We start from the raw sequence: 24,771 nt of genomic DNA, 5'->3' as shown, positions 1-24,771 counted from the left end.
TCGGCGAATCGTCACCCATAATGCGCGACCGGCGTCCCGGCGATGGCGGACATATTCAGCAAGCCCCGCGCGGTGATCGCCGGGGTCACCACATGCGCCTTGTTGCCCATGCCCATCAGGATCGGCCCGACCTCCAGCCCCCCGGCCTTGACCTTCAGGATGTTGCGCACCCCCGAGGCGACCTCCGAAGACGCAAAGACCAGCACGTTCGCCGCCCCTTCGTAGCGCGAATTGGGCAGGAGCCGGTCGCGGATCGACTGGTCGAGCGCGGCATCGAGGTTCATCTCGCCCTCATAGGCGAAGTCGGGTTCGCGCTGGTCCAGAAGCTCCAGCGCGTCGCGCATGCGGCGGGCCGAGGCGTTGTCCATGTTGCCGAACTGGCTTTGCGTGCAGAGCGCGATCTTCGGAGTGATGCCGAAACGGCGGACGTGGCGGGCGGCGCCGATCACCGTCTCCATGATCTGCTGCGGCGAGGGTTCGGAATGGACATGGGTGTCGGCGATGAAGAGCGGGCCGTCCTCCAGGATCATCAGGCTGAGCGCCCCCACCGGATGCAGGCCCCCGCGCGCAAGAATCTGGCGGACATAGCCGAGGTGCCAGTTAAACTGGCCGAAAGTGCCGCAGATCAGGCTGTCGGCCTCGTCCCGATGCACCATGATCGCGCCGATGGCCGTGGTGTTGGTGCGCATCACCGCCCGCGCCGTGTCGGGGGTGACGCCCTGCCGGGCCATCAATTCGTGGTAGGCGCCCCAGTAGTCGCGGTAGCGGTGGTCATTCTCCGGGTTGACCAGATGGAAGTCGCGGCCCGGGCGGATCGGCAGGCCGGCGCGTTCGCAGCGGGCTTCCACCACTTCCGGGCGGCCGATCAGGATGGGGAGGTCAGTGGTTTCCTCCAGCATCGCGTTGGCGGCGCGCAGGACCCGTTCATCCTCGCCCTCGGCAAAGACGATGCGGCGGGTGGCGAGTTTCGACGCCTCGAAGACCGGGCGCATCAGGAGGGCGGACTTGAACACCGAGCCGTCCAGCTTGCGCTTGTAGGCGTCAAGGTCGTCCAGCGGCCTCGTGGCGACGCCGGTTTCCATCGCGGCGCGGGCCACGGCAGAGGCGACGACGCCGATCAGGCGGGGGTCGAAGGGTTTGGGGATCAGATAGTCGGGGCCGAAGCTGAGGGTTTCTCCCCGGTAGGCGGCAGCGGCCTCGGCTGACGTCGTGGCGCGGGCCAGCGCGGCGATGCCTTCGATGCAGGCCAGCTCCATCGCGTCGTTGATGGTGGTCGCGCCCACGTCCAGCGCGCCGCGGAAGATGAAGGGGAAGCAGAGGACGTTGTTGACCTGGTTCGGAAAGTCGGATCGCCCGGTGGCGATGATCGCGCCGGGAGCGACCTTGCGGGCCTCGTCGGGCAGGATTTCCGGCGTGGGGTTGGCCAGCGCGAAGATGATCGGGTTCGGTGCCATGTCGCTGACCATCGCGGGGGTCAAAACGCCGGGGCCGGAGAGGCCGAGGAAGAGGTCCGCGCCCTTGATCACGTCGGCCAGACCGGCGGCTTTGGTGCCTTGCGCAAAGGCGGCCTTCTGCTGGGTCATCTGCTCGGCCCGGCCGTGGTAGACAAGGCCCTCAAGGTCGCAAAGCCAGACGTTCTCGCGCTTGACGCCCAGCTTCACCAGCATTTCCAGGCAGGCGATCCCCGCCGCCCCACCGCCGGTGGAGACGACCTTGATGTCGGCGAATTTTTTGCCCGCGACGATCATCGCATTGGTCGCCGCCGCGCCGACGACGATGGCGGTGCCGTGCTGGTCGTCGTGGAAGACCGGGATGTTCATCCTCTCCCGGCAGAGCTTTTCGACGATGAAGCAGTCGGGGGCCTTGATGTCTTCCAGGTTCACCGCGCCGAAGCTGGGCTCCAACGCGCAGACGATCTCGGCCAGCTTCACCGGGTCGGGTTCGTTCACCTCGATGTCGAAGCAGTCGATATTGGCGAATTTCTTGAAGAGGACGGCCTTGCCCTCCATCACCGGCTTCGAGGCCAGCGCGCCGATATTGCCAAGGCCAAGGACGGCGGTGCCGTTCGAGATGACGGCGACGAGGTTGCCCTTCGAGGTGTAGCGCGAGGCGGTGGCAGGATCGGCCTTGATTTCCAGGCAGGCCTCGGCCACGCCGGGGGAATAGGCGCGGGCGAGGTCGCGACCGTTGGCGAGCGGCTTCGTCGCGCGGATTTCCAGTTTCCCGGGCTTCGGAAACTCATGGTAGTCCAGTGCCGCCTGCCGTGCCGCCTGTTTCGCCTCGTCCTGCCGGTCGTCCATCGGTCCCCTCCGCCAGATGGTTTAACGTTGAACCATCCTGTTTGTCACGCTCGCGGCCCGGTCGGTCCGCGTGGCTGTGCCGTGGCAGAATGCCTGCATTCGCCGCCGATGGAAATCAATGAAAACCAGCAAGTGCTTTTCGGCTTTGCAAGAAAGTGCCGGGGTGGTCGGGCAATACAGTATACGGAAACATGCGAAGAATAGATCAGATTGGCGGAATTTCGGGAAAATCGCTGGACAAGACAAGTAAACAGTATACTTCTGCCGTAGACCCATCATAGGCCCCCATGTCCCGCACCAGCCACCGCACCCGCATCCATGACGCCCTGCGCTCCCGCCTGCTGCGGGGTGAGATCGGCCCGGAGACCCGTCTGGTCGACCAGGCCATCGCGGCAGAGATGGGCGTCAGCCGGATGCCGGTGCGCGAGGCGCTGATGCAGCTGGCGTCGGAAGGCTATCTGGAAAGCACCAGCCGGGGTTTCGCGCTGCCGAACCTTGCCCCCGACCGCATCGCCGAAGTCTTCGTCCTGCGCCGCCTGTTGGAACCCCATGCCGTCGCCGGGGTCGCCCGCGACCGGGGCGAGGCCGACCTTGCCACGATGGGCGCGGCACTGGCCCTGGCCGAGGGCGCGGGGGCGGATGTGGCCGCCTTCCACCGCGGGGCCGAGGGGTTTCGCAACGGCTGGCTGGGGGCAGTGCGCAACGGCGAGCTGCGCCAGGGGATCCAGCGCTACTCCGGCCAGGTGCAGTCGGTGCGCTTTGCCACCCTGCCGGACCCCGAGGCGCGGGCGACCACCCTTGCCGGGCTACGGGCGCTGTTCGCCGCCTTCCGGTCCGGTGACGGCCTTGCCGCGCAGGACCGGATGCTGCGCTTCATCTACGATGCCGAGGAAAGCTACCGCCGGGGCCTTGCCACCGGCCTCATTGCCTGAAGGGGATGCCATGACCGATGCCGCCGAAATCCGCGCCGAAATCCGCCTGCCGACGCAGGAATTGCGCAACGACCTGCCGTTCTACACCAGGACGCTGGGCTTCCGGCTGGACATGATCTTTCCCGCCGACAACCCCTCGGTGGCGGTGCTGTCCGGGCATGGCGTGCGGCTCAGGATCGAGAAGGGGGCAGGCGAGGCGCCGGGCACGCTGCGCATCCTGACTGACGATCCGGGTTTTGCGGGCGGGGCGAAGGCGCTGACGGCGCCGAACGGGACCAAGGTGGAGATCGACGAGCTGAACCCGCCGGTGGTGACGCCCGCGACGGAGCACGCCTTCGTGGTGCGGCGGCTGGCCGACCAGGCGCCCTGGGTGATCGGGCGGGCGGGGATGGAGTATCGCGATCTGGTGCCCTCGCGGCTGGGCGGCGCGATGATCGCGAGCCACATCCGGGTGCCGGACGGGCCGGTGCCGGACATGGTGCATTTCCACAAGGTCGGCTTCCAGCTGATCTTCTGCGTCGCCGGGTGGGTGGATGTGCTTTACGAGGATCAAGGCGATATCCGCCGCATCCATGCCGGGGACTGCTTCATCCAGCCGCCCGGCATCCGCCACAAGGTGCTGCATTCCGAGGGCGTGCAGGTGGTGGAGATCGGTGTCCCGGCGGAACATGTGACCGAGATCGACCACGAGATGAAACTGCCGACCCCGCACTATCGACCGGAGCGGGAGTGGGACGGGCAGCGTTTCGTCCACGACATCGGGTCGAAGGGGCTATTCAAGCCCTTCCGCATTCCCGGCTTCGAGGCGCGGGATACGACGATCAACGAGAATACCAGGGGCGTGGCCTCGGTCATGGTGGCGCGGCCCACTGGCGTGGCCGTGCCTTGGACGGTGCATGACGGGGATATCCTCTTCACCTTCGTGATGACCGGCGGGATGACACTTGAGGGCGAGGGCAAGGATCCCTACCGCTTGTCGCCCGGCGATGCCTTCGTGATCCCGCCGGGTATGGCGACGCGCTATGCCGATCCGACGGCGGACCTTGAGCTGCTGGAAGTGACGCTGCCCGGCAATCCTCCGACGCGGGTGGTGTCCAAATAAAGCCTCCTCGTGCGCTTCGCTTCTCGTCGGAGTCGCGAGGAGAAGCCGAAGGCGCACGACGAGCACACCCGGCTTGCGCAAATTGGCGGGCGGCCCCACACTCTGACCAAATGGTCAAGCGGAGGGGTGCGATGACGCTTCTGGAGGCGGCGACAATGGTGCGGGAACGCGCCTATGCGCCCTATTCGCGGTTCAAGGTCGGGGCGGCTTTGCGCAGCACCTCCGGCGCGGTGCATGTCGGCTGCAATGTCGAGAATGTCGCCTACCCGGAAGGCACCTGCGCCGAGGCGGGGGCCATCGCGGCGATGATCGCGGCGGGGGATACCCGCATCGCCGAGGTCTGCGTGATCGCCGACAGCCCTGATCCGGTGCCGCCCTGTGGCGGCTGCCGCCAGAAGATCGCCGAATTCGCCGGGCAGGAGGTGCGGGTCACGCTCTGCACCACGGACGGGAAAGAGAAGGTGATGACGGTGGCCGAGCTTCTGCCCGGCGTCTTCACCGCCGCGCATATGGACCGGGCGTGACCGACGCCCGCGCCATCATCGCCCGGGTGCGCGACGGCGGCCAGCCTTCGGCCGATGACCTGCGCTGGTTCGCGATGGGCCTCGCCTCGGGTGCGGTGACGGATGCCCAGGCCGGGGCCTTCGCGATGGCGGTGCTCTTGAAAGGGCTGTCCGAGGAGGGCCGGGTCGCCCTGACGCGGGGGATGCGCGACTCGGGCCGCGTGCTGGACTGGGACCTGCCCGGGCCGGTGGTCGACAAGCATTCCACCGGCGGGATCGGGGATTGCACCTCGCTGCTGCTGGCCCCGGCTTTGGCCTGCTGCGGTGCCTACGTCCCGATGATCTCGGGCCGCGGGCTGGGGCATACCGGGGGCACGCTCGACAAGCTTGAGTCGATCCCCGGCTTTCGCACCGGGCTGACCGAAAGCGCCCTGCGGAAACAGATGGCCGAGGTGCATTGCGCCATCGTCGCGGCCAGCGCCGACCTCGCCCCGGCGGACCGGCGGCTGTATGCGATCCGCGACGTGTCGGCGACGGTGGAGTCGATCGACCTGATCACGGCGTCGATCCTGTCGAAGAAGCTGGCCGCCGGGCTGGAGGCGCTGGTGCTGGACGTCAAATGCGGCTCGGGCGCCTTCATGAAGACGGCGGCGCAGGCGGAGGCTCTGGCGCAGTCGCTGGTGAAGACGGCGCAGGGGGCGGGCTGCATGACCTCGGCGCTGATCACCGACATGTCGCAGCCGCTGGCGACGGCGGCGGGCAATGCGCTGGAGGTGATCGAGGTGATGGAGACGCTGACCGGCACCTCGGTCAACGTGGCGCTGTGGGACGTGACGGTGGCGCTGGGCGGCGAGGTGCTGGCGCTGGCGGGGCTGGCCTCGGACGCAAGCGATGGCGAGGGGCGGATTGCGCAGGCGCTGGAAACGGGTGCCGCGGCGGAGTGTTTCGGGCGCATGGTCGTGGCGCAGGGCGGGCCGGCGGATTTCGTCGACCGCTGGCCGGACCGGCTGCCCTCGGCCCCCGTCATGATGGAGGTGCCAGCGCTGCACGACGGGTTCGTTGCCCGGATCGACGGCGAGGCTTTGGGGCAGGCGGTGGTGCATCTGGGCGGCGGGCGGTTGCGCGAGAGCGACCGGGTGAACCCCTCGGTCGGGCTGTCCGACCTGGCGGGGATCGGCGAGGAGACGGGCGAGGGGGTGCCGCTGGCGATGGTCCATGCGGTGACCGAAGACGCCGCGCGGGCAGCGGTCGCTGCGGTGCAGGCGGCCTATGGGATCGTGCCTGAGGTGCCGGAAGAGCCCGACCTGGTACAGAAGAGGATCGGTTGATGACGCGTGCTTTCCTGATCGTGATGGATTCCGTCGGCTGCGGCGGCGCGCCGGATGCGGCGGCTTTCGGCGACGAAGGGTCGAACACGCTGGGCCATATCGCCCAAGCCTGCGCCGAGGGGCGGGCCGAGGTCGGGCGGTCGGGGCTGTTGAAGATGCCGAACCTTGACCGGCTGGGGCTGGGGGCGGCGATAAGGCTGGCCTCGGGTGCCGCGACGCCGGGGCTGGAGGCGGTGCCCGAGGGGCTGTGGGGGGCGGCGACCGAAGTGTCGAAGGGCAAGGACACGCCCTCGGGGCACTGGGAGCTGGCGGGAGTGCCGGTGCCCTGGGACTGGACCTATTTCCCCGACACGATCCCTGCCTTCCCCGACGATATCGTGGCCGAAGTCTGCCGCCTGGCGGGGACGGAGGGCATCCTGGGCAACTGCCATGCTTCCGGCGTGCCGATCATCGCCGAGCATTGCGAGGAGCACCTGCGGACCGGCTGGCCGATCTGCTACACCAGTGCCGACTCTGTGTTCCAGATCGCCGCGCATGAAGAGGCCTTCGGGCTGGAGCGTCTGTTGAAGCTCTGCCAGGACCTTGCGCCGATGCTGCACGCCCGCAAGGTGGGCCGGGTCATCGCGCGGCCCTTCACCGGGACCTGTGGCGACTTCAGGCGGACCTCGAACCGGCACGACTATGCCATTGCGCCGCCTGCGCCGACGCTGCTGGACTGGGTTGCGGGGGCGGGCCGGGCGACCCATGCCATCGGCAAGATCGGCGACATCTTTTCCATGCGCGGGATCGGCACGCTGTCGAAGGGGAAAAGCGACGCTGACCTTTTCGAACATCTCGTCCGGCTTGGAACTGAGGCCGGGCCCGGTTCCTTGACCTTCGCGAACTTCGTCGAGTTCGACACGCTTTACGGCCATCCCCGCGACGTCTCGGGCTATGCCCGGGCGCTGGAGTGGTTCGACGCGGGCCTGCCCCGGTTCTTTGCCACCCTGCGGCCCGGCGACCTTGCCATCTTCACCGCCGACCACGGCAACGACCCGACCTTCCGGGGCACCGAGCATACCCGCGAACGGGTGCCCTTGACCGGCTGGGGGGCGGGGCTTCGCGACGTGGGATTGCGGGGGTTTGTCGATGTCGGTGCCAGCATTGCAGCGCATCTGGGGGTGCCGTCGCAGGGGCCGGGGCGAAGTTTCCTGTGACCTCTGGCGGACCGGGGGCCAGCCCCCGGACCCCCGGGATACTTGGACAAAGATGAAATCAGGAGCGTTTCGTGAGCGGATTGCCGAAGGTCGAATTGCATCTGCATCTGGAGGGGGCGGCGCCGCCGGCCTTCATCCGGGGGCTGGCGCAGGAGAAGCATCTGGACATATCCGGCATCTTCGACGATCGGGGGAACTATCGCTACAAGGACTTCTGGGACTTCCTGAAGGTCTATGAGGCGGCGACCTCGACCCTGCAAAGCCCCGAGGATTATGCGCGGCTGACCCTTGCCGTGCTGGAGGAATCGGCGGCCTCGGGGGTGGTCTATTCGGAAACCTTCCTCAGCCCCGATTTCTGCGGGGGGCGGGATGTCGGGGCCTGGAAGGAATACCTGCACGCGATGCGGGAGGCGGCGGCGCAGGCCGAGCGGCAGATGGGGATCACGCTGCGCGGGGTGATCACCTGCATCCGGCATTTCGGGCCGGAGAAGGCGCGGGAGACGGCGCGCTGCGCGGCGGAGACGGCGGGCGACTGGATCGTGGGCTTCGGGATTGCGGGCGACGAGAAGATCGGCGCGCCGAAGGATTTTCGCTGGTCCTTCGACTGCGCGCGCGAGGCGGGGCTTCGGCTGACGGCGCATGCGGGGGAATGGGGCGGGCCCGAGAGCGTGCGCGATGCGGTGCGCGACCTGGAAGTGGAGCGGATCGGGCATGGCGTGCGGGCCATCGAGGACCTGGGCCTGGTCGACGAGCTGGCGGAGAAAGGCATCGTGCTGGAGGTCTGTCCGGGGTCGAACGTGACGCTGGGCATCTACAAGGGCTTCCGCGATCATCCGATCAGCGAGCTTGACCGGCGAGGGGTGAAGGTCACGATCTCGACGGACGATCCTCCCTTCTTCCACACCACGATGGCGCGGGAATATGACGAGCTGCACAAGGCCTTCGACTGGGACGAGGGGCAATTCCGGCGCATCGCGCGCCAGTCGCTTGACGCGGCCTTCTGCGATGCGGATACCAAGGCGAAGATCGGCAAGCTTCTGGAGGTTTGACATGCTGGATCACCTGACCGTCGTGTCGCACCCCCTGGTCCAGCACAAGCTGACGCTGATGCGGGAGAAGGACACCTCGACCGCCAGTTTCCGCAAGCTTCTGCGCGAGATCAGCCTGCTCCTGGCCTATGAGGTCACGCGGGAACTGCCGATGACCACCAAGCGGATCGAGACGCCGCTGGAGGAGATGGACGCGCCCATGATCGAGGGCAAGAAGCTGGCGCTGGTCTCGATCCTGCGGGCGGGCAACGGGCTTCTCGACGGTATCCTGGAGCTGATCCCGGCGGCGCGGGTGGGGTTCGTGGGGCTTTACCGCGACCCGGAAACGCTGCAGCCGGTGCAGTATTACAACAAGCTGCCCGACCACATGGAGGACCGCATCGCCATCGTGGTCGACCCGATGCTGGCGACGGGGAACTCAAGTGCGGCGGCGGTGTCGCTGCTGAAGAAGGCGGGCGCGAAGCAGATCCGCTTCCTGTGCCTGCTGGCGGCACCAGAGGGGATCGCCCGGATGAAGGAGGCGCATCCCGATGTGCCGATCGTCACGGCGGCGGTGGACAGCCACCTGAACGACCACGGCTACATCGTGCCGGGCCTGGGCGATGCCGGCGACCGGATGTTCGGGACGAAATGATCCGCTCTGGGGCCATTGTGCTGCTGCTGGCGGCACCGCCCGCCGGGGCCGAGCCGATCCGGCCCGCCGAACTGCCGCCGGCCGATTATGCCGGGCAGCAATATGTCGACAGCAAGGGCTGCATGTTCGTGCGAGCCGGGTCTGGCGGAAAGGTGGTCTGGGTTCCCCGCGTGTCGCGCGAGGGGGTGCCGTCCTGCGACAACCCGCCATCGGGCCATCGGGTGCCGGTGGCGGAGGAGGTGGGCGTGCAGCCGGTGCCATCGGATGCTGCGTCGGCCAGCGTTGCGGACCCGGTGCCGACCGGGCAGACGAGCGGCGGGTATTTCGTCGCGGTCGGCAGTTTCGGAGTGGTGGCCAATGCCGAAAAGGCCGAGGCGCGGCTGGCCGATCTCGACTACCAGGTGATCCGGGGACAGGTGCAGGGGGCGACCTCGACGCTGACCACGGTCTTCGCCGGGCCTTTCGCTGATGCCGAGACTGCCGCAAAGGCGCGCGACGTGCTGCGGGCCAAGGGTTTTCCCGACGCGACCGTGATCCGGCCCTGAGCCGTCAACCGCCGCAGATGCCCTGCAGCGCGACCCAGGAATCATCCGGGATCAGGGGAGAGGGGGCGAGGCCCTTGTAGGGATCGTTGGTGGCGAGATCCGCCGTCGCCTTGCCGTCGGGGTCGATGGCGAGCGCATAGGGCGTCGCCGGGATCTGCGCGGCCTCGAACGCGGCCAGTAGGGCGGCATCCGGCAAGGCGACGGGAGTGGCGCGCAGCATCGCCTCGCCATAGCCGTTCAGCGCGGTGTCGGGCAGGCTGGCGGTGGTCAGAAGCTCGAAGGTGGCACGCAGGCCCGCATATTGCAGCAGCGGCACGATCGGGTCCTCGGCCTTCATCCGCAGCCGTTCCACCAGCGCGGCCCCGGCTGCGGCTTCCGGGCCGTTCGCCTGTTCGATCAGCTTGCGCGGCAGGATGATCACGTCGCCGGGCAGGTGCAGCGGCTGCTCCACCCCCTCGGGCATCACATAGAGGATCGGCGTGTCGACCGGTCCGAACACCCGCTCGGACAGCGCCGCAAGCGCCTGCAGGCCAAGCTGGTCCTTGCATGGCTCGCCGGTCACACGGATCAGATCGTCGAGCGCGCGCTGGCCGATGTCGGCGCGCTGCGCGGGCGGCACGACCGAGGCGGTGTGGCTGACGAGCGCGCCGGGTAGCCAGAGGACGGCGGCCAGCACCACCGCTGCCGCAGACCCCGCCAGCAGCACCCCGCGCAGCCGCCCCGGTTTCGCCGTCGCGGCCTGCACGGCCTGGTGCACGGTGCCAAGGGCCGCGATCATGTCGGGGTCGTCAAGTTCCAGGCTTTCATGCGCGTCGGTGCCCGGCGCAAAGATCGCAGGCTCCTGCCCCTTGTTGACCCGCTCGATGGCCGGAAGCGACCAGTGGCTGACCGCCGCCCCGCTTTTCGGATCGGAGAGGACGAGCGTGGCATCGCCAAAGCGCACCAGCACCTCGCGCCGCTGGTCCTGCGGCGTCTCGCGCCACAGGCCCCCGCATTCCAGCCGTTGATACTTCCGTAGCGCCGTCATCGGCCGAATGCGTCTCTGCCTGTTTTGCCGCCAGCTTAGCCGTCCCCGGCGGCGGCGACAATGACCCCGCTGCGACACCCGGTCGCTTGCACGCCAGCGACCGGGATTTGTCGGGAAAGGTCGCGTTCGGGCTGGCGTGGCCGGGTCATCTCGGGCCATGTCAGGCGGAAGCGAAGCCGGACGAACCGATGACCCATGCCCCGAACCGAACCCTTGCTGCCTTTGGCGCGGTGCTGATCTATGCCTGCGTGATCGCCTATACCGACAACTACGTCCGGGTGATCGCGCGGGATGCCGGGCTCTGGCAGTTCCACGCCACCCGCACGGTGATGGCCATCGCGATCCTGGCCGCGCTGGCGATCCCGCTGGGGCTTAGGCTGCGGCCCCGGCGGCCGAAGGCGGTGCTGGCGCGCTCGGCGATCCACGGGGCGGCGATGGTGATCTATTTCGGCGCGCTCGCGTTCCTGCCGGTGGCGCAGGTGGCGGCGGGGCTGTTCACCGCGCCGATCTTCGTCCTCTTGATCCAGCGCTTCGCCTATGACCGCCCGATCCTGGGGATGCAGATCCTGGCGGTGATGCTGGGCTTTGCCGGGGTGGTCCTTGTCCTTGGCCCCGAGGCGATGAAAGGCGCAACCTTCGCCGCGCTTCTTCCGGTGATCTCGGGCGCGCTTTACGCGCTTGGCAACATCGCGACCCGCGAATGGTGCGCAGGCGAAAGCGCCGAGACGATCCTGGCCGGGTTCTTCGGCATGCTGGGGGTGATCGGGCTGGTCGGCATGGCGGTCCTCTGGGTCTTCCCGCTGCCGGTGCCGGACGGGACCGAAGGCTTCCTGCAACGCGGGCCGGTCTGGCCGACGGGCGAGTTCCTGTGGTGGACCTTCGTGCAGGCGGCAGGCTCGCTGCTGGGGGTGGGGATGATCGTCAAGGCCTACCAGATCGCCGAAGCCTCGCGGGTGTCGGTCTTCGAATACGTCATCCTGCCGGCCTCGGCCGCCTGGGGCTTCATCCTCTGGGGTGAGGAACTGAGCTGGATCGCCGTTCTCGGCATGTCGCTGATCGTGCTGGCGGGCGTGCTGATCGCGCGGCCGGTGCCGGTTCAGTCGCCGACCGCCTCCCTCCAGTGACGGCGGCAGAGGCTGACGTAGGTCTCGTTCCCGCCGATCACCACCTGCTCGCCTTCCTTCAGCGCCCTGCCGTCCGGGCCGCGACGGATGACCATCGTCGCCTTCTTCCCGCAATGGCAGATCGTGCGCACCTCGCGCATCTCGTCGGCCCAGGCCAACAGCGCCGCCGAGCCGGGGAAGAGGTTGCCCTGGAAGTCGACCCGCAGCCCGTAGCACATCACCGGCACGCCCAGATCATCCACCGCGCGGGCCAGCTGCCAAACCTGGTCCTTGGACAGGAACTGCGCCTCGTCGATGAAGACGCAGGCCACCGGGCCTTCGGCAAAGCGCGACTTCAGCTTCTCGAACATGTCCTCGCCGGGTGCGAAGGTGTCGGCCTCCTCGCCGATGCCGATCCGGCTGGCGATCCGGCCCTTGCCCGCCCGGTTGTCCAGACGCGCGGTGATGAGATAGGTCTGCATCCCCCCCTCGCGGTAGTTGTGCGAGGCTTGCAGGAGCGAGGTCGATTTCCCCGCATTCATGGTGGAGTAGTGGAAGTAGAGCTTGGCCATGCCCGATGCCCTAGCCGATCACCGGGCCGCGCTGCAAGCGGTTGCAGACGCGGGCCCGGACACCGGGGAAAACCTTGCGGGTGGGGACGCGGGCCCGATACGGATCAAGGCAACTGGTACAGACTGGTAAAAGCGGATCGCTCCGCACACTCGTCAAGAACACGGGCCCGCCGCGTTTCGTCGGCTCCGCCGTCAGGCCGTTTTCGCCCTGATGCAGCGGGCCCCACCCTTGCCGGTGCTGGGGACACCGGCCACTCGCTACTGTTCCGGATTGCCCGGAACATCTTTATTCATGACAAAGGGTTCCCATCGGATTAATGGGAAAAAACCGTCGAGTTTCCCCGATCTGATCGGGGAGTGTGGAGCCTTTGATGTCGATTGCGTCCTATCTGAAGAAGCATACCGAAGCCCTGGTGAAAGACGTCGGCATCGAAGCCGCCTGCGAGATGACCGGAAAGTCAAAGGCGACGCTCGGGCGCTACTATTCCGACAGCGATGAACATGACGACCGTTTCATGCCGATCGACGTGGTGGCCCAGCTTGAGGCGTCGAGCCGTTTCCCGCATGTCACCGCGGCGCTGGCCGACCTGCGGGGCATCACGCTCAGCTACGACGGCGAAAAGCGGAACGCGACCTCGTCCGGGGTCAACCAGGACGTGGTCGCGCTGGCGCAGCGTTTCGGGATGCTGATGGCGGAATACAACCAGGCCATCGGCGACGGGAAGATCTCGATCAACGAGGCCAAGCGCCTTCTGCGCGAGACGCTGGCGATCCAGCAGGTGCTTCTGGAAATGAAGCTGAACCTGGAAGAAGAGGCGAGCTGATGCGCACTGGCGGCGGGTAAGCCCAAAAATTTTCTAGAAGATTTTTGGGCTTCCTGCGTTGGGTCGATCAGCCCGGTCGCCGGTTCTGCCCCTCGGGACGGCGCGGGGCGAAGCTTCCGCCTTGCGGTTTGCCCTGACCCTGACGCTGGCCGCCGGGCTTGCCCTGACCGCCGGGGCGCTGCCCCGAAGGCTTGCCCGGCCGGGCGCCTTGCGGCTTGGCCGTCAGCTTCTGGCCCTGCCGCCCGCCATTGCCGGGACGCTGGCCCCGGTTCTGCCCCGGCTTCGGCGCCGCAGCCACCACATCCGCCGCCCAGGGGGCACCGCCCACCACCGGCAGCGGGGCCTTCAGCAGCTTCTCGATCGCCTGCAACTCGCTCATCTCGGCGGGGGCGCAGAAGCTGATCGAGGACCCGTCCGCCCCCGCCCGCGCCGTGCGGCCGATGCGGTGGACATAGTTCTCCGGCACGTTCGGCATGTCGTAGTTGTAGACATGGCGCACCGTCGGGATGTCGATCCCCCGTGCCGCGACGTCGGTGGCGACCAGCACCTCCAGCTCGCCGCCCCGGAATTCGGTCAGGGTGCGGTCGCGCTGGTTCTGGCTCTTGTTGCCGTGGATCGAGCCGACCTTGAAGCCCCAGGCCGCCAGCAGTTTCGCCAGCTTCTCGGACCCGTGCTTGGTGCGGCCGAAGACCAGCGCCTGCTCGCCCGGGTGCTTCTTCAGATATTCTTCCAGGACCTTGGCCTTGTCGCCGGTCGGCAGGTAGTGGACGCCTTGGGAAATCCGCTCCACCGGCTTGCCGGGCGGGGCGACCTGCACCTTGACCGGATCGCGCAGGTAGGTGTCGGCGATCTCGCCGATGTCCTTGGGCATGGTCGCGCTGAAGAGAAGCGTCTGGCGCTTCAGCGGAATGTGCTTGGCGATCTTCCGCAAGCTGTGGATGAAGCCCATGTCGAGCATGTGGTCGGCTTCGTCCAGCACCAGATAGCCGCATTTCTCAAGGCTGACGTCGCCGCGCTCCAGAAGGTCGATCAGACGGCCCGGCGTCGCCACCAGCACGTCGGTGCCCTTGGACAGCGCCTGCGCCTGCTTGAAGAGCGAAGCCCCGCCGACGACCATCGTCACCTTGACGGCGGTGCCCTTGGTAAAGACCTCGAAGTTGTCCTTGATCTGGCCGATCAGTTCCCGCGTCGGCGCAAGGATCAGCGCGCGGACGTTCTTCGGTCCCGGCGGATGGCCGATGTCGAGCAGGCGGTGGAGGAGCGGCAGGCCGAAGGCGGCGGTCTTGCCGGTGCCGGTCTGCGCCAGGCCCATCAGGTCGCGGCCTTGCATGATATGGGGAATCGCCTGCGCCTGGATCGGCGTGGGCGTCTTCAGCGTGGTCTTTTCCAGCGCTTTCAGGATTTTCGGCGACAGGCCGAGTTCGGCAAAAGTGGTCATGGGTATCCCAATGCTCAGAGGGCCTGCGACCCTCGCCCCGGGCGAATGCCCGTGACCGTGCCGCAAGCGGCGCCCCTGCGTGAATGTGGGAACCTGTCGTCCGGGCCTTTCGGTGCTCACGCGGCACGGGCGTCGGACCGGGGGGAGATGGGCATTTTCGGACACAAAGTCAAGCCAAAGCGGTTGTAACTGCAGGCTGGACCTTGTTTCTTGCGAGCGCTATCACTTCTCGCGTCCGCGTAGCAGTCTTGCGAAAAGTCCGGCGGCGAGGCCAGGTGTCGACCCGCAACGGACGTAGTCCTTTCCGATCAACAGCTTCCCTGGGTATTTCCGAACATGCCGAAGTTCCACCGAATTGCTGCCTTCTGCGTCATGGTCGGTGCTGCCGCCTGGATCGCGACCGGAGAGTTCTCGTCCGTCGGCAGCGCGCAGACTGCCGAGGGTAAGGAATCCCCTACGCCCGAGACGCCCACCGAGACCGCGCCCCTCGTCCGCACGGTATCGGCAGTCGAGCCGAAATTCGTCGACCACGCCCGCGAAATCCGCCTTTCCGGGATCACCGAGGCCGACAAACGCACCGACCTTGCCGCACGGGCGGAGGGGGTGATCGCCTCGCTGGCGCTGTCGAAGGGCGGCATGGTCAAGGCCGGGGCGGTGGTGATGGTGCTGGAAGGCCCGGAAACCGTCGCGCAGGAAGAGATCGCCCAGATCGCGCTGGCGCAGAAGGAACGCGATCTGGAAGTGGCGGAAAAGCTTTTCAAGGGCGGCAGCACCTCGGAATCCGCGCTGACCAACGCGCGGTCCGCCCGCGATGCCGCCCAGGCCGAGCTGAACCGCGCCCAGGCCGCCGCCGACCGCCTGCGCCTGAAGGCCCCCTTCGCGGGGATCGTCGATTCCGTTTCGGTCGAGCTTGGCGAATGGGTGCAGACCGGCACCCCGGTCGCCACCATCCTGTCGCTGGACCCGATCCTGGTGAAAGCCGAGGTGAGCGAGGTCGACCTTTCCTCGGTTTCCGTCGGCTCGACCGCCAAGGTCCGCCTGGTGAACGGCACCGAGATGGACGGCACCGTCCGCCTGGTGGCGCGCGAGGCTTCGGCCCAGACCCGCACCTTCCCGGTCGAGATCGCCCTGCCGAACCCCGACCTGACGCTGCCCTCCGGCATGAGCGCCGAAGTCTCGCTGTTCGCCGCGCCGACCCGCGCCGTCGTCGTGCCGCGCTCGATCATCACCCTGGCCGAGGATGGCCAGCTTGGCCTGCGCGTCGTGGGCGATGACAACCTGGCCCAGTTCGCCGCCGTGAAGATCATCGACGACACGCCCGATGGCCTGGTCGTGACCGGCGTTCCCGAAGGCGTGCGCATCATCACCGCCGGGCAGGACCTCGTCAGCAACGGCGAGAAGGTCGAGGTTTCGCCCGAGGTCGGGCAATGAGGATAGTCGAAACCGCCATCGCCAATGCCAGGCTGACGATCTCGGTCCTGCTGTTCCTGATGCTGGCCGGGACCCTGGCCTATATCTCGATCCCCAAGGAAGCCGAGCCGGACATCCAGATCCCGATCCTCTACGTCTCGATGCACTACGACGGCATCTCGCCCGAGGACAGCGAGCGCCTGCTCCTCCGCCCGATGGAGACGTCGATCAAGTCGATCACCGGCATCAAGAAGATGACCTCGACCGCCTACCAGAACGGCGGCAACGTGCTGATCGAATTCCAGGCCGGAGCCGACCTGAAGAAGGCGCTGGACGACGTGCGCAACAAGGTCGACATGGCGCGACCCGAACTGCCGGACGGCGCCGACGAGCCCACGGTGAACGAGGTCAACCTGTCGGAATTCCCGATCCTCGTCATCACCCTGTCGGGCAACGTGCCGGAGCGGGTGCTGGCCAAGGCGGGGCGCGAGCTGCGCGACCGGATCGAGGAACTGCCCCCGGTCCTGAACGCCGAACTGCAGGGCGTGCGCGACGATCTGGTCGAGGTCGTCATCGATCCCGGCAAGCTCGCCACCTACGGCCTGCGCCCCGATATCCTGATCGCCGGGTTCGCCGCCGGGAACCAGCTGGTCGCCGCCGGGTCCATGCAGGGGGCCGAGGGGCGCTATGCGATCAAGGTGCCCTCGCTTCTGGAAACCATCGAGGATGTGGCGAACCTGCCCGTCGTCTCGACCGGCACCGCCACCGTTCGCGTCCGCGACATCGCCGACATCCTGCCGACGATGAAGGAACCCGAAACCGTCACCCGCCTGAACGGCCAGCCCGCCATCGCGATCGAGGTCTCCAAGCGCACCGGGGCGAACCTGATCGAAACCGTGGATCAGGTGAAGGCCGTCACCGAGGCGTTCAAGCAATACCTTCCAGAAGGCACCGAGGTCAGCTTCAGCCAGGACAAGTCCAAGGACATCCGCCAGCTGCTGTTCGACCTGCAGAACTCGGTCCTGACCGCGGTGATCCTGGTCTTCATCGTCATCCTCTATGCGCTGTCGGTTCGCGCCTCGCTGCTGATCGGGTTGGCGATCCCGGCCTCGTTCCTGATGGGGATGCTGGCGCTGTCACTGATGGGTTACACCGTCAACATCGTCGTCCTCTTCTCGCTGATCCTCGCCGTCGGGATGCTGGTCGACGACGCGATCATCGTCACCGAATTCGCCGAACGCCGGATGTCCGAGGGGATGGAGAAACGCGAGGCCTTCGCGATGGCCTCGCATCGGATGACCGGGCCGGTGGTCGCCGCCACCATGACCCGCGTCGCCGCCTTCTCGCCGCTGCTCTTCTGGCCCGGCATCGTTGGCGAGTTCATGAAATACCTGCCGATCACCCTGATCGTCACCCTTTCCGCCTCGCTGGTCTATGCGCTGATCTTCGTGCCGACCCTTGGCGCGATCATCGCCAAGCCCTTCAAGCACCCGCCCGAACACAGGGACGGCGCCTACATGTGGGTCGTGGGCAAGGCGGTGCGGCATCCGGTGATCATGCTCTTCCTTGCCCTCGGTCTTCTGGGGTCGGTGCCCTATGCCTATATCCACTACGGCAAGGGTGTGATCTTCTTCCCCGATGTCGAACCGGAATTCGGCCTTCTCTACGTCAAGGCGCGCGGCAACCTTTCCATCGCCGAGAAGGACGCGCTGGTGGCGCAGGCCGAAAAGCGCATCCTTGGCTGGCCGGGGGTCGAGACGGTCTATACCCGGACCGGCGCGGGCGGCGGGCAGGGCAACGAGGTCGACGCCGATGTGATCGGCACGATCCAGTACGAATTCGTCGACTGGCGCGAACGGAAGAACGCCAATGCCATCCTTGCCGATCTGCGCAAGGCGATGGTGGGCATTCCGGGGGTGGACATCCAGGTCTCGGTTCCCCAGGCCGGGCCGCCCACCGGCAAGGCGATCCAGATCCAGCTGTCCGCCGAAGACCCGACCCACCTGAACGAGGTCGCGCTGCAGGTTGCGGCCCGGCTGGCGCAGATTCCGGATGTGATCGACATCTCGAACGGCCTGCCGCCGCCGGGGGTCGACTGGGAGCTTCAGGTCGACCGCGCCGCCGCCTCGCGCTATGGCATCGCGCCCTCGACCGTGGGGGGCATGGTGCAGCTTGTCACCAGCGGGCTGAAACTGTCGGACTACCGCCCCGCCGGGGCCGACGATGCGGTGGATATCGTGCTGCGCCTGCCTGCCGACCAGCGCACCATTTCCGCGCTGGACCAGCTGCGCATCCAGACGGCGGAAGGCTCGGTTCCGATTTCCAACTTCGTCACCCGCAAGCCCGCGCCCACCACCGGCAACCTGACCCGTCTTGACGGCGCGCGCACCGTGACGGTGCAGGCCGGCATCCGCGAGGGGGTGCAGGCCGACGCGATCTATGCCCAGATCACCAAGGAAATGGATGCCGCGGGTCTCGACCAGATCGGCGTCCGCTGGAAGCTGGCGGGCGAGGACGAGGAACAGGCCGCCGCCGGGGCTTTCCTCTCCAAGGCCTTCGCCGCCGCGATCTTCCTGATCTTCATCGTGCTTCTGGCGCAGTTCAACAAGTTCACCTCGGTCTGGCTGGTGCTTTCCGCCGTGATCATGTCGACCATCGGCGTGCTTCTGGGCCTGATGATCATGGGCCAGCCCTTCACGATGGTGATGACCGGGATCGGCATCATCGCCCTGGCCGGGGTGGTGGTGAACAACAACATCGTGCTGATCGACACCTATGATTCGCTGCGACGCGAGGGCCGCCCGAAGATCGAGGCGATCCTGCAGACCTGCCGCGAACGGGCGCGGCCCGTGGTGCTGACCGCGATGACCGCGATCCTCGGCGTGCTGCCCATCGCCTTCGGGCTGAACATGGAGATCCTGAACCACGAAGTCACCATCGGCGCACCTTCGACCCAGTGGTGGATCGCGCTGTCCTCGGCCATCGTCTACGGGCTGGCCTTCGCGACGGTGCTGACGCTGATCATCATCCCCTCGATGCTGATGCTGGTGACGTCGGCCGACAACCCGAAGCCCTGGTTCTGGCAGCGGCAGAAGCGGCGGGAGTGGTATGCGAAGTTCCGCCCCGAGAAGCTGCGGCGTCGGGGCAGGGCGCAACCGGCGGAGTGACGTTTCGGACGGGTTCGTTCACCCGATCCCTCACACCCTGTCATCCCCGCGAAAGCGGGGACCCGTCTTCCAAGCCTCGTCGGCAGTCTGCCTGCCTTCCCCGATTCGCACCCCGTGGTTAATGCCTCGCGGTATGGTCGTGCGTATGGACGCGATCCATACGCAATCCATACCCGATCCAGATGGGCTCGGAACCGGAAATCCGCCAGATTAGCGGTGCGTTCCCAATCACTTGGCCAACACCGGCAACCCCGGACCCGCCATCGTCGCGCCGATGCCCTTTACGACTTCTTAACCCCGCCGCGCGGCGGGTCGAAGTGGGGATGCTGGTGAGGGTCCGGAAATGAAAAGGGGCGGTGTGAACCGCCCCGCTTTCAGTCTCTCTTTGGTGGAGCCAGGGAGGATCGAACTCCCGACCTCTTGAATGCCATTCAAGCGCTCTCCCATCTGAGCTATGACCCCACCGGAGAGATGCATCACGCCGTTGCCGCCGCGATGCCGGGTATCTAGGACAGGTCGCCGGGGGGTGCAAGGGGGAAAATCGCCCCGCCCCACAGGCGCTTGTCCTCAGACTTCCTCCTCGTCGCCAGGCACGTCGGCCAGGTCGTCGAGCGAGACGTTGTCGTCGGCGTCGTCTTCCAGAAGATCGTCGTCCATCTCGTTGTCATCGGCCGGCGCGCCTTCCAGGAGCGCGTCTTCGTTCTCCAGATCCTCGACCAGAACGTCGTCATCCTTGTCGGGAACGGCGCGCGAAATGACCGAGGCGGCCATCTTGCGGCGGACGGATTCGATGTCCACGATCTCACCCGTGTAGGGGCTGACGATCGGGGTTTTGTTCAGGTCGTAGAAGCGCTTGCCGGTGGTTGGGCAGATGCGCTTCGTGCCCCATTCTGCTTTGGGCATGGTCATCCCTTCGGGTGGTGAAAGCCGGGAAAGCTGCCGCTTGCCACAAGGCTGCGCGACTGTCAAAGCCTTTTGTGTGGCCTGCGAAATGGCTATGTTCGCCGAAGGTTTCAAGGGGTTTCCATGCCGGTCCTGCCAGGCTCTCCACCCGTCGAGGTGCATCTGAAACGCTCCTCCCGCGCGCGGCGATTCTCGCTGCGCGTCTCGCGGCTGGACGGGAAGGTGACGCTGTCGATGCCCCTTCGCGCGCGAGAGGGCGAGGCGCTGGCCTTTCTGAAGGGCAACGAGGACTGGCTGCGCCAGACCCTGTCGACGATGCCCGCCCCGTCGCTGCAAGCGGTAGGCCACGGCGCGGTGATCCCGGTCGAGGGGCGGGGGCTGACCCTCACCCCCGCCACCGGGCGCGGCGTCCGGGTTGACGGGGATCGCCTGCTGGTCCCCGGCGATCCGGCGACCGCCGGCCCCAGGGTCGCCGCCTGGCTGAAGGTGCTGGCCCGCGACCGGCTGGCGACCGCCTCCACCCGCTATGCCGGGCTGGTCGGTCGTCGCTACACCTCGCTTGCGATCCGGGACACCCGGTCGCGCTGGGGTTCCTGTTCCCCCGACGGGCGGCTGATGTATTCCTGGCGCCTGATCCTCGCCCCGCCGCAAGTGCTTGATTATGTGGCTGCGCATGAGGTCGCGCATCTGGTCGAGCTGAACCATTCCCCCGCCTACTGGCAGGTGGTGACCGGCATCTGCCCGGACTGGAAGCGGCACCGCGACTGGTTGAAGGCCAACGGCCAGACCCTGCACGGCTTTCGCTTTCAGGATTGACCCTCGTGGGGCCGGGGTGTTTCCCTTCGCCCATGCTGACGCCCCGCCCCCCCGACCCCAACGCCGCCGCGCATGAGCGGCTTTACCGGGCGCTGCGCCAGCAGGTCATGCATGGCGAGCTGGACCCCGGCCAGTCGCTGACGCTGCGGGGCCTCGGCAAGCAGTTCGGCGTCTCGATGACCCCGGCGCGCGAGGCGGTGCGGCGGCTGGTGGCGGAGGGGGCGCTGACGCTGTCCTCCTCGGGCCGGATTTCCACGCCGGAACTGACCCCGGAGCGGATCGAGGAGCTGGCGGCGATCCGGGCGCTGCTGGAGCCGGAGATGGCCGCGCGGGCGCTCCCCCGCGCCCATTTCGCGCTGATCGAGCGGCTGACGGCGATCAACCTGATGAACGGCGAGGCGGCGGTCCGGGGGGATGCGGTCACCTATGTCCGCACGAACCTGGAGTTCCACCGGACGCTCTACCTGCGGGCCCAGACCCCGGCGATGCTGGCGATGTGCGAGACGGTCTGGCTGCAGCTGGGCCCGACGATGCGGGCGGTCTATGCGCGGGTGAAGCGGAGGGAGCCGCCGACCCATCACCGGATGATCCTGGCGGCCCTGAAGGCGGGGGACGAGCCGGGGCTGCGGCTGGCGGTGCGGACCGACGTGACCCAGGGGCTGCGGCATCTGACGGGGTGAGGTGTCCACGGTGGACAAAGTCGGATGCCTACGGGAAATCAACGGGTTGGGCGTGGGCGTTAGGGATTTGTTCAGGGGTTGGGCAGGTTGGGCACGACGAATGGTGCGTGACATCGCGCACCCTGCGCTTGGCGACCTTGGTCTTCCGTGCATTCGCGCACAGTCGATCCCTGCATTTCCGCCTTTGCGTCGCGGCCGCACCGCCCCATCTTCAGTCCAACGCAAATTCAGGAGGCATGCCATGTCGATCCGTCCCGTCCTTGAGACCCGCCGCGCCCAGCCTGCACTGGAAGGCGCGGGCGTCCATCTGCACCGCGCCTTCGGGTTCCAGGACCCGACCGAAGCGGACCCGTTCCTGCTGTTCGACGATTTCCGCAATGACCGGCCCAGCGACTATGCCGCCGGGTTCCCCTGGCACCCGCACCGGGGGATCGAGACGATCACCTATGTGCTGGCCGGGACGGTGGAGCATGGCGACAGCCTTGGCAACAAGGGTGTGCTCGGGCCGGGGTCGTTGCAGCTGATGACGGCGGGGCGGGGCATTCTGCACCAGGAGATGCCGAAGGGCGACGACAAGGGCCGGATGCACGGCTTCCAGCTTTGGGGGAACCTGCCGAAGGCCCTGAAGATGACCGCGCCGCGCTATCAGGACATGCCGGCCGAGGCGCTGCCGGAGCGGCATGAGGATGACGGCACCTCGATCCGGGTGGTCATCGGCGACTATCGCGGGGTGAAGAGCCCGGTCGATGGCATCGCGGCGGACCCGCAGTATCTGGATGTCTTCGTTCCTGCGGGCAAGCGCAAGACCTTCAAGATCGACACCCGCCGCCGGGCCTTTGCCTATGTCTTCGAGGGCGCCGGGAACTTCCGTGACGCCGCCCGGCCCGAAGGCGTGCTCTTGGAGAAGGAAGTGGCGGGCAAGGAGGTCAACATCCGCGACCTTTCCGGCAACCGGACGCTGGTGCGCTTCGGGGCGGGCGACGAGGTGGTGGTGACGGCGGGGCCGGAGGGGGTGCGCTTCCTGCTGGTCTCGGGCGCGCCGATCGAGGAGCCGGTGGCCTGGGCCGGGCCGATCGTGATGAACACCGAGGCGGAGCTGCGCCAGGCCTTCACCGAACTGCGCAACGGGACATTCATCCGTCCGGCGCATTGAGACGACCCCGTCCCGGGCCTGCCCCGGGACCTCTGCCGACAGGGGAGGCCCCGGCGCAAGGCCGGGGCAGGGTTGCCGGGTTGCATGTGGGCGCCACGCTCGGCACAGTGCGCGCGCCAAATCGCGAGTCCTGCATGTTCCTGAAGCCGTCCGGTATGCCCTACCTCCGTTTCCTGCAGACGCTGCACGAGACCTGCCTGTTCGACTGGTATCTCGAGGTGGGCTGTCGGTCGGGCAAGTCCTTCGCTCCGGTCCGGTCGAAGACCATCGCCGTCGACCCGTTCTTCCGGGCCGAGATCAATATCATCGGCAGTAAACCGGCGCTGCATGTGTTTCAGCAGACGAGTGACGACTTCTTCGCCAGCGGCTTTCTGACGCGGAACGGTATCCGGCTTGGGCTGGCCTTCCTTGACGGCATGCACCTCTTTGAGTTCCTGCTGCGCGACTTCATGAACACCGAGAAAGCGATGGACCCAAAGGGGGTGATCCTTTTGCATGACTGTGTTCCTTTCAACGTCGACATGACCACACGGGACCTGGACAACCTGCCGCGCGGTGCCTGGACCGGGGATGTCTGGAAGTTGATCTCGATCCTTCAGACCTGGCGTCCGGAGTTGAAGGTGACGGTGCTGGACTGCCGTCCAACCGGGGTAGTCTGCGTCAGCGGACTTGACCCGGACAACCGGGTGCTGGCCGAGAATTACGACCGGATCGTCGCGGAGTTTTCGAGCAAAACCATCGAGGAGTTCGGGGTGGAGCGGTTCTTCGGCTCGTTCGGAATGGAAAACGCGCGGACCGAGCGACGCTTGGGCTTCCCGCTGTTCCAGGCGGCATGCATTCCCGGCGACATGGCGTTGACGCCGCAGAGGGTGACACCCTAGTCCTGCGCGCGGAGCGTTTGCGCGGGGCGGGCATTGAGCGGTCTCAGCGCGAAGAAGAGACCGGCGAGGAGGGTGGCAAGCACGCCGCCGCTGACGATGCCGATGGCCGAGAACGGTTCGAAACGGTAGGTCGTATCCATCACGAAGGTCATCACCGCCCAGCCGCTGATGCCACCGGCGATGACGGCGACCACACCTGCGGCGGCACCCATCAGGGCGGAGCGGAGGGCGAAGCTGGCGAGAATCTTGCCACGCGTGGCGCCGAGGGTCTTCAGGATGGCGGATTCGTAGATGCGGGCGCGTTCGCCCGCCGCCGCTGCGCCGATCAGAACGACAAAGCCGGTCAGCAGCGTCCCGGCGGCGGCCCAGGCGGTGGCGGTGGCGATTGCGCTGAGGGCTTCGGCCACGCGGTCCACCGTCTCGCGGATGCCGATGGCGGTGATGTTGGGCCAGGTCTTCGTCACCTCCTTCAGGATTTGCGCCTCGGCTTGCGGGGGCGCGTAGACGGTGGCGATATGGCTGTGCGGGGCACCGGCAAGGGCCGAGGGGTTCAGCGTCATCACGAAGCCCATCCCCGCGTTGGAGAAGTCGACCTCGCGGAACGAGGTGATGGTGGCGGTGATGTCGCGGCCAAGGATGTTGACGGTCATGCTGTCGCCGAGTTTCAGGCCGATCTCCTCGGCTTCCTCGGCGGCGAAGCTGATCTGCGGGTCGCCGGTGTAGTCTTCCGGCCAGAATTTCCCCGCCGTGATGCGGGTCTTGGGGCCGGGGGTGGCGGCGTAGGTGATGCCGCGGTCGCCCCTGACGACCCAGTGGTCGCCGGCCACTTCGCGCGCGGGCTTGCCGTTGATCCGGGTGATCACGCCGCGCAGCATCGGGGCGGTTTCCATCTCGGTGACGGCGGGGTTCTGTTTCATCAGCGCGAGGAAGGGGTCGATCTGGTCGGGCTGGATGTCGATGAAGAAGAAGGCCGGGGCGCGGGTGGGCAGGTCGGTGGCGATGGCCTGGCGCAGGTTCCAGTCGATCTGGCCCACCGCGGCAAGGACCGAGAGGCCGAGGCCGAGGGAAAGGATGACGGAGGTGGCGTCGGACCTGGGCGCGCCGATGGCGGCAAGGGCGGCGCGGGTGGCGGGGCGGCCCCTTGCAAGCTTCGTGCGGGCGAGGCGCCTCGCGGCCCAGCGGAGGGTTGCGGCAGCCAGCGCGAGGAT

At 67.2% G+C, this 24,771-nt stretch carries 22 protein-coding genes and 1 tRNA gene; 16 read left to right on the top strand and 7 right to left on the bottom strand.

From position 1 onward, the window contains the following. Positions 1 to 11 precede the first annotated feature (11 nt). Positions 12 to 2,300, bottom strand: coding sequence for an NADP-dependent malic enzyme (locus ACE3P6_RS07095; protein WP_374393163.1), 2,289 nt, complete (start codon positions 2,298 to 2,300; stop codon positions 12 to 14). 287 nt (positions 2,301 to 2,587) lie between these two features. Here ACE3P6_RS07095 and ACE3P6_RS07090 point away from each other — a divergent pair, with 287 nt between their 5' ends. From ACE3P6_RS07090 to ACE3P6_RS07055, 8 genes are all read left to right on the top strand, one after another. Next, entirely contained in the window at positions 2,588 to 3,232 is a 645-nt protein-coding gene (locus ACE3P6_RS07090; protein WP_374393161.1) for a GntR family transcriptional regulator, read from the top strand. 10 nt (positions 3,233 to 3,242) lie between these two features. Next, a complete protein-coding gene (locus tag ACE3P6_RS07085) occupies positions 3,243 to 4,334 on the top strand; it encodes a cupin domain-containing protein (protein ID WP_374393159.1) in 1,092 nt (363 codons plus the stop codon). A 110-nt stretch (positions 4,335 to 4,444) separates the two neighbouring features. Next, a complete protein-coding gene (locus ACE3P6_RS07080; RefSeq protein ID WP_374393157.1) occupies positions 4,445 to 4,858 on the top strand; it encodes a cytidine deaminase in 414 nt (137 codons plus the stop codon). Then, a complete protein-coding gene (locus ACE3P6_RS07075) occupies positions 4,855 to 6,165 on the top strand; it encodes a thymidine phosphorylase (protein ID WP_374393155.1) in 1,311 nt (436 codons plus the stop codon). Before ACE3P6_RS07080 ends, ACE3P6_RS07075 begins: the two co-directional genes overlap by 4 nt. Continuing rightward, positions 6,165 to 7,361: a phosphopentomutase gene (locus ACE3P6_RS07070; protein ID WP_374393152.1), complete on the top strand. Its 1,197-nt coding sequence runs from the start codon at positions 6,165 to 6,167 to the stop codon at positions 7,359 to 7,361. Before ACE3P6_RS07075 ends, ACE3P6_RS07070 begins: the two co-directional genes overlap by 1 nt. A 71-nt stretch (positions 7,362 to 7,432) precedes the next feature. Further along, the gene (locus ACE3P6_RS07065) at positions 7,433 to 8,410 is read left to right on the top strand and encodes an adenosine deaminase (protein WP_374393150.1); all 978 of its coding nucleotides are present in this window, start codon (positions 7,433 to 7,435) and stop codon (positions 8,408 to 8,410) included. A 1-nt stretch (position 8,411) separates the two neighbouring features. Further along, positions 8,412 to 9,044, top strand: a complete 633-nt coding sequence (gene upp / locus ACE3P6_RS07060; RefSeq protein WP_374393147.1) for a uracil phosphoribosyltransferase — start codon at positions 8,412 to 8,414, stop codon at positions 9,042 to 9,044. After that, a complete protein-coding gene (locus ACE3P6_RS07055) occupies positions 9,041 to 9,589 on the top strand; it encodes an SPOR domain-containing protein (RefSeq protein WP_374393145.1) in 549 nt (182 codons plus the stop codon). The genes upp and ACE3P6_RS07055 overlap by 4 nt, the downstream gene beginning before the upstream one ends. A 4-nt stretch (positions 9,590 to 9,593) precedes the next feature. Here ACE3P6_RS07055 and ACE3P6_RS07050 read toward each other — a convergent pair whose 3' ends face one another. Next, positions 9,594 to 10,616 carry a hypothetical protein gene (locus tag ACE3P6_RS07050; protein WP_374393142.1) on the bottom strand — a complete coding sequence of 341 codons (1,023 nt, stop codon included), beginning with the start codon at positions 10,614 to 10,616 and terminating at the stop codon, positions 9,594 to 9,596. 188 nt (positions 10,617 to 10,804) lie between these two features. Between ACE3P6_RS07050 and ACE3P6_RS07045 the strand changes: the two genes are divergently transcribed. Beyond that, positions 10,805 to 11,740, top strand: a complete 936-nt coding sequence (locus ACE3P6_RS07045) for a DMT family transporter (protein WP_374393139.1) — start codon at positions 10,805 to 10,807, stop codon at positions 11,738 to 11,740. Here ACE3P6_RS07045 and ACE3P6_RS07040 read toward each other — a convergent pair. Continuing rightward, positions 11,713 to 12,291 carry a thymidine kinase gene (locus ACE3P6_RS07040; RefSeq protein WP_374393136.1) on the bottom strand — a complete coding sequence of 193 codons (579 nt, stop codon included), beginning with the start codon at positions 12,289 to 12,291 and terminating at the stop codon, positions 11,713 to 11,715. The genes ACE3P6_RS07045 and ACE3P6_RS07040 overlap by 28 nt on opposite strands. Before the next feature lie 371 nt (positions 12,292 to 12,662). Between ACE3P6_RS07040 and ACE3P6_RS07035 the strand changes: the two genes are divergently transcribed. Beyond that, positions 12,663 to 13,115 carry a hypothetical protein gene (locus ACE3P6_RS07035; protein ID WP_374374233.1) on the top strand — a complete coding sequence of 151 codons (453 nt, stop codon included), beginning with the start codon at positions 12,663 to 12,665 and terminating at the stop codon, positions 13,113 to 13,115. 67 nt (positions 13,116 to 13,182) lie between these two features. Here the strand turns inward: ACE3P6_RS07035 and ACE3P6_RS07030 are convergent, their stop codons facing one another. Next, on the bottom strand, positions 13,183 to 14,553 hold the full coding sequence (locus tag ACE3P6_RS07030) for a DEAD/DEAH box helicase (protein WP_374393134.1): 1,371 nt from the start codon (positions 14,551 to 14,553) through the stop codon (positions 13,183 to 13,185). Positions 14,554 to 14,889: 336 nt separating this feature from the next. Here ACE3P6_RS07030 and ACE3P6_RS07025 point away from each other — a divergent pair, with 336 nt between their 5' ends. Together ACE3P6_RS07025 and ACE3P6_RS07020 are read left to right on the top strand one after the other, a co-directional pair. Further along, complete coding sequence (locus tag ACE3P6_RS07025) at positions 14,890 to 15,984, top strand: efflux RND transporter periplasmic adaptor subunit (RefSeq protein WP_374393131.1); 1,095 nt, start codon at positions 14,890 to 14,892, stop codon at positions 15,982 to 15,984. Further along, positions 15,981 to 19,130 carry an efflux RND transporter permease subunit gene (locus ACE3P6_RS07020; RefSeq protein WP_374393129.1) on the top strand — a complete coding sequence of 1,050 codons (3,150 nt, stop codon included), beginning with the start codon at positions 15,981 to 15,983 and terminating at the stop codon, positions 19,128 to 19,130. Before ACE3P6_RS07025 ends, ACE3P6_RS07020 begins: the two co-directional genes overlap by 4 nt. 386 nt (positions 19,131 to 19,516) lie before the next feature. On the opposite strand, the gene ACE3P6_RS07015 is transcribed toward ACE3P6_RS07020, so the two are convergent. Beyond that, positions 19,517 to 19,592: transfer RNA gene (locus ACE3P6_RS07015), tRNA-Ala, on the bottom strand. Between the two features lie 105 nt (positions 19,593 to 19,697). Further along, positions 19,698 to 20,033, bottom strand: coding sequence for a TIGR02300 family protein (locus ACE3P6_RS07010; protein ID WP_374393126.1), 336 nt, complete (start codon positions 20,031 to 20,033; stop codon positions 19,698 to 19,700). Between the two features lie 123 nt (positions 20,034 to 20,156). Between ACE3P6_RS07010 and ACE3P6_RS07005 the strand changes: the two genes are divergently transcribed. The 4 genes from ACE3P6_RS07005 (at position 20,157) to ACE3P6_RS06990 (ending at position 23,563) form a co-directional block, all read left to right on the top strand. Further along, positions 20,157 to 20,849, top strand: a complete 693-nt coding sequence (locus ACE3P6_RS07005; protein ID WP_374393125.1) for a M48 family metallopeptidase — start codon at positions 20,157 to 20,159, stop codon at positions 20,847 to 20,849. A gap of 32 nt (positions 20,850 to 20,881) precedes the next feature. After that, on the top strand, positions 20,882 to 21,529 hold the full coding sequence (locus tag ACE3P6_RS07000) for a GntR family transcriptional regulator (RefSeq protein ID WP_374393123.1): 648 nt from the start codon (positions 20,882 to 20,884) through the stop codon (positions 21,527 to 21,529). Between the two features lie 241 nt (positions 21,530 to 21,770). Beyond that, positions 21,771 to 22,682 carry a pirin family protein gene (locus ACE3P6_RS06995; RefSeq protein WP_374393121.1) on the top strand — a complete coding sequence of 304 codons (912 nt, stop codon included), beginning with the start codon at positions 21,771 to 21,773 and terminating at the stop codon, positions 22,680 to 22,682. A gap of 134 nt (positions 22,683 to 22,816) precedes the next feature. After that, positions 22,817 to 23,563 carry a class I SAM-dependent methyltransferase gene (locus ACE3P6_RS06990; protein WP_374393119.1) on the top strand — a complete coding sequence of 249 codons (747 nt, stop codon included), beginning with the start codon at positions 22,817 to 22,819 and terminating at the stop codon, positions 23,561 to 23,563. Here the strand turns inward: ACE3P6_RS06990 and ACE3P6_RS06985 are convergent. Continuing rightward, positions 23,560 to 24,771 (bottom strand): ABC transporter permease (locus ACE3P6_RS06985; RefSeq protein ID WP_374393117.1); only part of this gene is annotated, 1,212 nt, incomplete at its 5' end. The genes ACE3P6_RS06990 and ACE3P6_RS06985 overlap by 4 nt on opposite strands.

Source organism: Tabrizicola sp. (assembly GCF_041911175.1).
Lineage (GTDB): Bacteria > Pseudomonadota > Alphaproteobacteria > Rhodobacterales > Rhodobacteraceae > Tabrizicola.
The sequence above is the reverse complement of the archived record's forward strand: the minus strand, read 5'-3'. Positions and strand labels throughout refer to the sequence as shown.

Coding starts and splice junctions, on each gene's coding strand:
- ACE3P6_RS07090 (WP_374393161.1), top strand. CDS start 2,588: ATGTCCCGCACCAGCCACCGCACCCGCATCCATGACGCCCTGCGCTCC.
- ACE3P6_RS07085 (WP_374393159.1), top strand. CDS start 3,243: ATGACCGATGCCGCCGAAATCCGCGCCGAAATCCGCCTGCCGACGCAG.
- ACE3P6_RS07055 (WP_374393145.1), top strand. CDS start 9,041: ATGATCCGCTCTGGGGCCATTGTGCTGCTGCTGGCGGCACCGCCCGCC.
- ACE3P6_RS06990 (WP_374393119.1), top strand. CDS start 22,817: ATGTTCCTGAAGCCGTCCGGTATGCCCTACCTCCGTTTCCTGCAGACG.
- upp (WP_374393147.1), top strand. CDS start 8,412: ATGCTGGATCACCTGACCGTCGTGTCGCACCCCCTGGTCCAGCACAAG.
- ACE3P6_RS07020 (WP_374393129.1), top strand. CDS start 15,981: ATGAGGATAGTCGAAACCGCCATCGCCAATGCCAGGCTGACGATCTCG.
- ACE3P6_RS07005 (WP_374393125.1), top strand. CDS start 20,157: ATGCCGGTCCTGCCAGGCTCTCCACCCGTCGAGGTGCATCTGAAACGC.
- ACE3P6_RS07025 (WP_374393131.1), top strand. CDS start 14,890: ATGCCGAAGTTCCACCGAATTGCTGCCTTCTGCGTCATGGTCGGTGCT.
- ACE3P6_RS07035 (WP_374374233.1), top strand. CDS start 12,663: ATGTCGATTGCGTCCTATCTGAAGAAGCATACCGAAGCCCTGGTGAAA.
- ACE3P6_RS07080 (WP_374393157.1), top strand. CDS start 4,445: ATGGTCAAGCGGAGGGGTGCGATGACGCTTCTGGAGGCGGCGACAATG.
- ACE3P6_RS07030 (WP_374393134.1), bottom strand. CDS start 14,553: ATGACCACTTTTGCCGAACTCGGCCTGTCGCCGAAAATCCTGAAAGCG.
- ACE3P6_RS07045 (WP_374393139.1), top strand. CDS start 10,805: ATGACCCATGCCCCGAACCGAACCCTTGCTGCCTTTGGCGCGGTGCTG.
- ACE3P6_RS07040 (WP_374393136.1), bottom strand. CDS start 12,291: ATGGCCAAGCTCTACTTCCACTACTCCACCATGAATGCGGGGAAATCG.
- ACE3P6_RS07050 (WP_374393142.1), bottom strand. CDS start 10,616: ATGACGGCGCTACGGAAGTATCAACGGCTGGAATGCGGGGGCCTGTGG.
- ACE3P6_RS06995 (WP_374393121.1), top strand. CDS start 21,771: ATGTCGATCCGTCCCGTCCTTGAGACCCGCCGCGCCCAGCCTGCACTG.
- ACE3P6_RS07095 (WP_374393163.1), bottom strand. CDS start 2,300: ATGGACGACCGGCAGGACGAGGCGAAACAGGCGGCACGGCAGGCGGCA.
- ACE3P6_RS07010 (WP_374393126.1), bottom strand. CDS start 20,033: ATGCCCAAAGCAGAATGGGGCACGAAGCGCATCTGCCCAACCACCGGC.
- ACE3P6_RS07070 (WP_374393152.1), top strand. CDS start 6,165: ATGACGCGTGCTTTCCTGATCGTGATGGATTCCGTCGGCTGCGGCGGC.
- ACE3P6_RS07000 (WP_374393123.1), top strand. CDS start 20,882: ATGCTGACGCCCCGCCCCCCCGACCCCAACGCCGCCGCGCATGAGCGG.